Source organism: Nocardioides sp. P5_C9_2, assembly GCF_054049555.1.
The window spans coordinates 1-7,814 of the sequence record NZ_JBFUMD010000145.1 but is presented as its reverse complement, the minus strand read 5'-3'; the positions used below and the strand labels follow the sequence as shown (position 1 = coordinate 7,814).

Here is a 7,814-nt window from a genome sequence, read left to right as displayed (position 1 = left end):
CTGCGGGCCCGCTTGCGCTGGGCGTTGGCGCCGTTCGAGGAACCGCCGCCGGAGCTGGGGACCTCCACGACGAGGCCGCCGGGGGTGCTGCGCTCGCCGGGGGCGAGCTGGACGAGCATCGGGTGGTCGGACCCGTGGACCTTGGTGGTCGTGGCCTTGATGCCCGCGAGCCGGGTCAGGTCGCGCACGTCGCGCACCTGGTCATCGGTCATCAGGGTGATGACGGTGCCCTCGGCGCCGGCACGCGCCGTACGGCCCGAGCGGTGCAGGTAGGCCTTGTGCTCGGTCGGCGGGTCGGCGTGGATCACGAGCGCCACGTCGTCGACGTGGATCCCGCGCGCCGCGATGTCCGTGGCGACCAGCGTGGTGGCCTTGCCGGAGTGGAACATCTCCATGTTGCGGGTGCGCGCGTTCTGGGACAGGTTGCCGTGCAGGTCCACCGACGGGATGCCCGACTTGTTGAGCTGACGGGCGAGCGCCTTGGCACCGTGCTTGGTGCGGGTGAAGACGACCGTGCGGCCGGGGGCGCTGGCCAGGTCGACGAGCACGGGGACGCGCTGGTCGCGGGAGACGTGCAGCACGTGGTGCGACATCGTGGAGACCGGCGACTGGGCCGAGTCCGCCTCGTGGGTGACCGGGTTGGTCAGGAAGCGCTTGACCAGCACGTCGATCGCCTTGTCGAGCGTCGCGGAGAACAGCAGGCGCTGCCCGGTGCGCGGCGTMTTGTCCATGATCCGGCGCACGCCGGGCAGGAAGCCGAGGTCGGCCATGTGGTCGGCCTCGTCGAGGATCGTGGTCTCGACCGCGGACAGGTCGGCGTACCCCTGGCCCATCAGGTCCTCGAGGCGCCCCGGGCAGGCGATGACGATGTCGACGCCCTTCTTGAGCGCGGTGGTCTGGGGGCCCTGGCCGACGCCGCCGTAGATGACCACGGTGGAGAGGCCGGCGGAGTCCGCCATCGGCTTGAGCGCGGCGTGGATCTGGCCGACCAACTCACGGGTCGGGGCCAGGATCAGCGCGCGCGGCTTGCGCGGCATGGCCGGCATCTTGGAGGCGTCGAGGCGGGCGATCAGCGGCAGCACGAACGCGTACGTCTTGCCGGAGCCGGTGCGGCCGCGGCCGAGGACGTCACGGCCGGCGAGGCTGTCGGGCAGCGTCGCGGCCTGGATGGGGGTGGGGGAGGTGATGCCCTGCTTCTCGAGGATCTTGATCAACGAGGAGGGCACGCCGAGGTCGGCGAAGTTCATGGGGGAAATCTTTCGGTTGGCGTCTCGCCAATCGTGGGCCGGCCCGTGTCGGGCGGCATACGTCCTCAGAAGTGAGGGGCGGATCGACCGACTGCGTGAGTCACGATCCGTGCACCCGTTGCAAGACTTGACGGGATGCGTGGGTGGAACGCTATCGGTGGCGCGGGTGTTCCTGTGAATCGTGGGGTCAGTGGGGTGTCGCGGGTCACGTCCGACCCGTGACGACGTGGTCCGCGCAGCCTGGTCGCGGCGGTGGCTGGCGGCGCACGACGGCTGGGTCGGCCGGAACCCTGTCGGCCGCCGCCAGTTGTCGGCCCCCTCGACCCAGACTGGCGGCGTACGACGGATCGAGCCGGGCGGCCGCAGCAGCTGGCGGCGTACGACGGCTGGGTCGGCCGGAACCCTGTCGGCCGCCGCCAGTTGTCGGGCCCCTCGACCCAGACTGGCGGCGCACGACGGCCGGCGTGAGGCCAGGCCGCCGCCAGCGTCAGGTGGACTCCCGGCGCACGAGGAGCGGCGGGATGATCACCCGCATGGCGTGGCCGCCGGTGTGGCCGTCGACCTGCTCGAGCAGCAGCCGGGTGGCGCGCTCGGCCATCTCCTCGACCGGCTGGCGCACGGTGGTGAGCGGCGGGGTGGTGCGCTCGGCGACGCCGAGGTCGTCGTACCCGACCACGGCCACGTCGTCGGGGACGCGGCGCCCGAGGGCGGCGAGCACCTTGAGAGCGCCGGACGCCATCAGGTCGGAGGCGACGACGATCCCGTCGAGGTCGGGGTGCGCGGCCATCAGCTGCTCGGCCGCCTGCTGGCCACCGGCCTCGGTGAAGTCTCCGTGCACGACGGCGTCGTCGGCCATGCCGGCCGAGGTCATCGCCTGGCGCCACCCGGCGAGGCGGTCCTCGGCGGCGGTCATGTCGGCCGGTCCGGCGATGGTGCCGATACGGCGGCAGCCGCGCTCGAGGAGCACCTCGGTGGCCATCCGCTCGCCGGCGGTGTTGTCGACGTCGACGTACGCCACCCGGTCGCCCGCCGACCAGGGCCGGCCGCCGAAGACACACGGCAGGTCGATCCGGGTCAGCTGCTCGGCGAGGCCGTCGTCGCGGTGGTGGGAGACCACCAGCGCGCCGTCGACGTGCCGGTTGGTGAGGTAGCGCAGCGTGCGCGCCGTCGAGGCTCCCGGGCGGGCGAGCAGCAGCACGAGCTGGATGTCGCGGTCGCTGAGGACCCGGGTGACGCCGCGCAGGGTGCCGGCGAAGAACGGGTCGGAGAAGACGCGGTCGTCGGGCTCGGGGACGACGACGGCGATGGAGTCGGTACGCCGCGTGACCAGGCTGCGCGCCGCCGGGTTGGGCACGTAGCCCAGCGACCGGACCGCCGCGTCGACCGAGGACTGCGCGCGCGGGCTGACCCGCTGCCCGCCGTTGATCGCGCGGGAGGCGGTCGCGCGGGAGACGCCGGCGACCCGGGCGACCTCGTCGAGGGTGGGCGAGGCGGACGCGTGGTCCCTCCTCGCACCGTTCACCCTGCTCACGCTAGTGGGCCCGGCGGTCCCGGCACGGRCAGGCCTCCCGACCGCGCGACCTCGGCGTACCAGCGGGCACTGGCCTTCGGGGTCCGCCTCTGGGTCTCGTAGTCGACGTGGACCAGCCCGAAGCGCTTCGCGTAGCCGTAGGCCCACTCGAAGTTGTCCATGAAGGACCACTGGAAGAACCCGCGCACGTCGACCCCCTCACCGATCGCGCGGTGCACGGCGCGCAGGTAGGAGTCGAGGAAGTCGATGCGATCCGGGTCGCGCACCTCGCCGTCGACGTCGGGGACGTCGGCGTACGCCGCCCCGGTCTCGGTGAGGTAGATCGGCAGMCGCGGGTAGTCGTCGTGGAGGCGGCGCAGCAGTCGGTACAGGCCGTCGGGCTGCACCTCCCAGCCCATGTCGGTGACCGGCAGGCYCCGGCTCGGGAAGGTCACGTGCTCGGAGCCCACGAACGGCGACAGCGCCACCCGGTCGGGCTGGTCGCTGCCGACGCCCACGACGTCGGTGTGACGACGCCCGGAGACGGCGTTGCCGTGGTAGTAGTTCACGCCCAGCACGTCGATCGGTGACGAGATCAGCGCCAGGTCCCCGTCCCGTACGACGTCGTGCCAGCGCCCGCCCTGCCAGTCCAGGTGCGCGGTGTCGTCGAGCAGGTCCTCGGGGTAGGAGCCGCGGAGGACCGGGTCGAGGAAGAGCCGGTTGTGCAGGGCGTCGATCCGGCGCGCGGCGTCCACGTCGGCCTCATCGCTCGGGTCGAAGGGGTCCGGCACGGTCAGGTTGAGGCTGAGCCCCAGCCGGATCTCGTCGCCCGCACTGTCGGCGCGACGCCGCAGCTCGTCGACGACGAGGCCGTGCCCGAGCAGCAGGTGGTGCGCGGAGACCAGGCCAGCGACGCCCTCCTGCCGCCCGGGGGCATGGTGTCCTGCGGCGTAGCCGAGGAGGGAGGAGCAGAACGGCTCGTTGAGCGTCGTCCAGGTGGGCACGCGGTCGCCGAGGACGTCGTACACGGACAGCGCGTAGTCGGCGAAGCGATGCGGGGTGTCGCGGTTGGTCCAGCCGCCCGCGTCCTCGAGGGCCTGCGGGAGGTCCCAGTGGTAGAGCGTCAGCCACGGTGCGACGTCGCGGGCGAGCAGCTCGTCGACCAGGCGGTCGTAGAAGGCGAGGCCCGCGCGGTTGACCGGCCCGCCGTCCGGGCGCACGCGTGGCCACGCCACCGAGAACCGGTACGACGCCACCTCGAGCTCGCGCATCAGCGCGACGTCTCCGGGCATCCGGTGGTAGTGGTCGCACGCGACGTCGCCGGTGTCACCGTTCATCACCGCGCCGGGGACGCGGGAGAAGGTGTCCCAGATCGACGCGGTGCGTCCGTCCTCGGTCACCGCGCCCTCGATCTGGTACGACGCCGTGGCCACGCCCCACACGAACCCCTGGGGGAAGCGGGCGTCGGGGTCGGGACTGCTGATGGTGCGCTCGGCGGTGCCGAGCGTGTGCTGGACGGTCATCCCTTGACTGCTCCTTGCATGATGCCGGCGACCAACTGGCGGCCGGCGACGACGAACAGGACGAGGAGCGGGATGGTGGCCAGGGTGGTCCCGGCGAGGACCATGCTGAAGTCCTTGAAGTACCCGCTCTGGAGCTGGTTGAGCGCCACCTGGACGGTGGGGTTGTCCGGTGGCAGCGCGATCAACGGCCAGAAGAAGTCGGTCCACACCTGCATGAAGGTGAACAGCCACAAGATCGCTGCGGCGGGCCGCGCCGCCGGCACGGCGACCGTCCAGAACGTGCGGATCTGGGAGCACCCGTCCATCCGCGCCGCCTCGATCAGCTCGTCCGGCACGGCATCGACGAGGTACTGCCGCATGAAGAAGACGCCGAAGGCGGTGACCAGCCAGGGGATGACGACCGACCAGATGCTGCCGGCCCACCCCAGCTTGGACATCAGGATGAACAGCGGGACCACGCCGAGCTGCGTGGGGACCGCCATCGTCGCGATGACGCCGACCATCAGCAGCCCGTTGCCCCGGAAGCGCAGCTTCGCGAAGGCGTAGCCCGCGAGGGTGCAGAAGAACACCACCGAGCACGCGGTCACGGTCGACACCATCAGGCTGTTCACCAACGACGTCCAGAACGGGATGGAGTCCAGGGCCCGCTGGGCGTTGTCGACGAAGTGGCCTCCCGGGACGAGCGGCGGGATTCCCTGGGCCGCCACCTCCTTGGTCTGCGAGCCCAGCAGGAAGGACCAGTAGAGCGGGGCGGCCGAGCCGAACAGGAACGCGATCAGCAGGCCGTAGACGAGGAAGCCGGGACGGCGGGTCATCGGTCGCCTCCCTTGGCTCCGACGCGACGGATGAGCACGAAGTTGACGACCGCGAAGACGCAGATCACCAGGAACAGCAGCCACGCGGTGGCCGACGCTCGCCCGAGGTCGCGCAGCTGCCAACCGAAGTCGTAGATCAGCATCGTGATCGTGCCGAACTGACGGTCGCTGCCGCCGTTGCGGGCCGTGGTGTCGTCGAAGAGGCGGGGCTCCGCGAAGATCTGCAGCCCCCCGATCGTCGAGGYGATGATGACGAAGACCATCGTGGGCCTGATCATCGGCACCGTGATCGAGGTGAACTGGCGGACGCGGCCGGCCCCGTCGATCGCGGCCGACTCGTAGAGGTCACGCGGCACGGCCTGCATGGCGGCCAGGAAGATCAGCGCGTTGTAGCCGGTCCAGCGCCAGTTGACCATCGTGGCGATGGCGACATGGCTGGCGAACCGGTTGGTGTGCCACGCGACGGGGTCGACCCCCACCAGACCCAGCACCTGGTTGACGAGACCGTAGCGGTCGCCGTACAGGCTGCCGAAGATGATCGCGACCGCCACGGGAGAGACCACGAACGGCAGCAGGATGCTCATCCGCCACAGCGTCCGGGCACGCAGCTGGTTGTCGAGCAGCGCGGCCAGGACGAGCGCGATCAGGATCTGGGGGACCGAGGAGATGAGGAAGATGCTGATCGTGTTGACCAGCTGCTTGGTGAAGTAGGGGTTCTCGAGGACCTCGCGGTAGTTGTCGAGGCCGACGAAGTCCCCCTTTCCGCCCAGCAGGCTCCAGTCGTGCACCGACACCCAGGCGGTGTAGCCCAGGGGGAACATGCCGATGAGGAGGAACAGCACGAAGAACGGGGCGATGTAGAGGTACGGCGAGAGCGTGACGTCGAGCCGGCTGAACCGCCGCCGCCAGGGCCGCGGTCGCGGCCTGGGTGTGGGGGTCGGGTTGCCCGGTCGGGGTGACGACTCCTGCTCGGTGTCGCCACCCCGGGTGGGAAGGTGAGTGCTCACGGCTCGCCGTTCGGTGGTGGTGGGGCTCGGGACCGGTCAGCCCAGGGCGTCGACGTCGGACAGGAACTGGTCCCAGGACTTGTCGGGGTCCTGCGAACCGTCGTCGACCCGGAGGATCGCGGCCTGGAACGCCGTCAGGATGTCGGAGTACTTCGGACCCTTGAAGGGCTGCACCGTGATGGCTGCCGCGCGGTCGGCCGTGATCTCGCCGATGGGTGCGTCGTTGAAGAACGCGTTCACCGCCTCGTTGACCTCGGGAGAGTCCTGGGCCTCGACCTGGCTGGGGAACGCCCCCACGGCGGCGAAGGCCTTGGCCTGCTGCTCGGGGGCGGTCAGCCAGGCGGCGACCTCCGTGGCCTCGTCCGGGTGATCGCCCTGGGCGGGGACCGTCAGGAACGATCCGCCCCAGTTGCCGCCACCGCCGGGGAAGACGTTGGCGATGTCCCATCCCTCGACGCCCTCGGAGTTGCCCTCGACGATGCCCATCATCCAACCCGGGCAGGCCATCGTGGCGAAGCCGTCGTCCTGGAACTGCGCGGTCCAGTCGTCGCTCCACTGGGGGATCTTCGAGGAGAGGCCGCGGGCCACGTTGTCGGTCACGGTGGCGTAGACCGCCTCGAGGTCGGGGTTCTCGACGTCCACCGTCTCGTCGTCGGTCTCGAAGGGGTGGGCGACCTGGTTGAGCATCGCCTGGGCCAGCCCACCCGAGGAGTCGTACCACGCCGTGCCGGGCATCGCCTTGACGAACTCGTCACCGGTGGCGAAGTAGTCGTCCCACGTCCCCATCATCGCGGCGACCTTGTCCCGGTCGGTCGGGAGTCCCGCCTTCTCGAACAGGTCGGCGCGGTAGCAGATCCCCTCGGGCCCCACGTCGGTGCCGTAGCCGATCATCTGCCCGTCGGCGTTGGTGCCGGCCGCGGCCTTCCAGTCCAGCCAGCGACCGTCGAGCTCGGGGTCGGTGAGGTCGACGAAGGCGTCGCTCTCGGCCATGATCGCGGGCATCGCGTCGCCCTCGATCGCCTCGATGTCGGACAGGCCCGAGCCGGCCGCCAGCTTGGTGTAGAGGTTGGCCTTGGCGTCGTCCCAGGTGCCGACCTTGACCTGCTTGATCTTGATGTCGTCGTTGGCCGCGTTCCACTCGTCGATGAGGTCCTCGTAGCCGAACTCGTTGAACGTCGCCACGGTGATCGTCGTGGCCTCCCCCGCGCCCGAGTCGCCGGAGTCGTCGCCGCCACAGGCGGCCGCCGTCGTCGTGAGGGTGAGCGCCATCAGGGCGCCGGTGACGAGTCGCGCTCGCCGGCTGTTCGGTGTGTGCACCACTGCTCTGCTCCTGCCGTCCTGCGGGACGCCGGACGGGCGTCCGGCTGGGTCATGGACCGGCGTGGAAGTGTGAGAGCGCTTCCATTCGGACCTGCGACTCACCATGACATCGGTCACACTTCCTGTCAACGATCCCGAGGCAACGCGGCACAAAATTGTGGAAGCGCTTCCACTAGACGTGACCGTGAGGGCGTCGTACCGTGATGCTCACTCCCTCCGCCGACCGTGCGCCGGGACCTCGACGAAGGGACAGCTGACGATGGCATCGGTGCGATTCGTGGGGGCCGGACGACGCTATCCGGGAGCGGAGCGACCCGCCGTGGAGGCCCTCGACCTCGAGATCGAGGACGGCGAGTTCATGGTGCTCGTCGGCCCCTCGGGCTGTGGCAAGT

General features: G+C 70.6%; 6 protein-coding genes and 1 pseudogene. 1 reads left to right on the top strand and 6 read right to left on the bottom strand.

What is annotated here, in order from left to right; translation table 11 throughout:
• The 6 genes from ACXJKL_RS09390 to ACXJKL_RS09365 form a co-directional block, all read right to left on the bottom strand.
• A partial coding sequence (locus tag ACXJKL_RS09390; RefSeq protein ID WP_457206799.1) for a DEAD/DEAH box helicase occupies positions 1-1,247 on the bottom strand: 1,247 nt, incomplete at its 3' end.
• 487 nt (positions 1,248-1,734) lie between these two features.
• A complete protein-coding gene (locus ACXJKL_RS09385) occupies positions 1,735-2,769 on the bottom strand; it encodes a LacI family DNA-binding transcriptional regulator (RefSeq protein WP_457206798.1) in 1,035 nt (344 codons plus the stop codon).
• Between the two features lie 5 nt (positions 2,770-2,774).
• Positions 2,775-4,280, bottom strand: coding sequence for a GH1 family beta-glucosidase (locus ACXJKL_RS09380; RefSeq protein WP_457206797.1), 1,506 nt, complete (start codon positions 4,278-4,280; stop codon positions 2,775-2,777).
• A complete protein-coding gene (locus ACXJKL_RS09375) occupies positions 4,277-5,095 on the bottom strand; it encodes a carbohydrate ABC transporter permease (RefSeq protein WP_457206796.1) in 819 nt (272 codons plus the stop codon). Before ACXJKL_RS09375 ends, ACXJKL_RS09380 begins: the two co-directional genes overlap by 4 nt.
• Positions 5,092-6,102: a carbohydrate ABC transporter permease gene (locus ACXJKL_RS09370; protein ID WP_457206795.1), complete on the bottom strand. Its 1,011-nt coding sequence runs from the start codon at positions 6,100-6,102 to the stop codon at positions 5,092-5,094. The genes ACXJKL_RS09375 and ACXJKL_RS09370 overlap by 4 nt, the downstream gene beginning before the upstream one ends.
• A 36-nt stretch (positions 6,103-6,138) precedes the next feature.
• The gene (locus tag ACXJKL_RS09365; RefSeq protein ID WP_457206794.1) at positions 6,139-7,422 is read right to left on the bottom strand and encodes an ABC transporter substrate-binding protein; all 1,284 of its coding nucleotides are present in this window, start codon (positions 7,420-7,422) and stop codon (positions 6,139-6,141) included.
• A 259-nt stretch (positions 7,423-7,681) separates the two neighbouring features.
• Here ACXJKL_RS09365 and ACXJKL_RS09360 point away from each other — a divergent pair.
• Positions 7,682-7,814, top strand: a pseudogene (locus ACXJKL_RS09360) (ABC transporter ATP-binding protein); the annotation flags it as partial.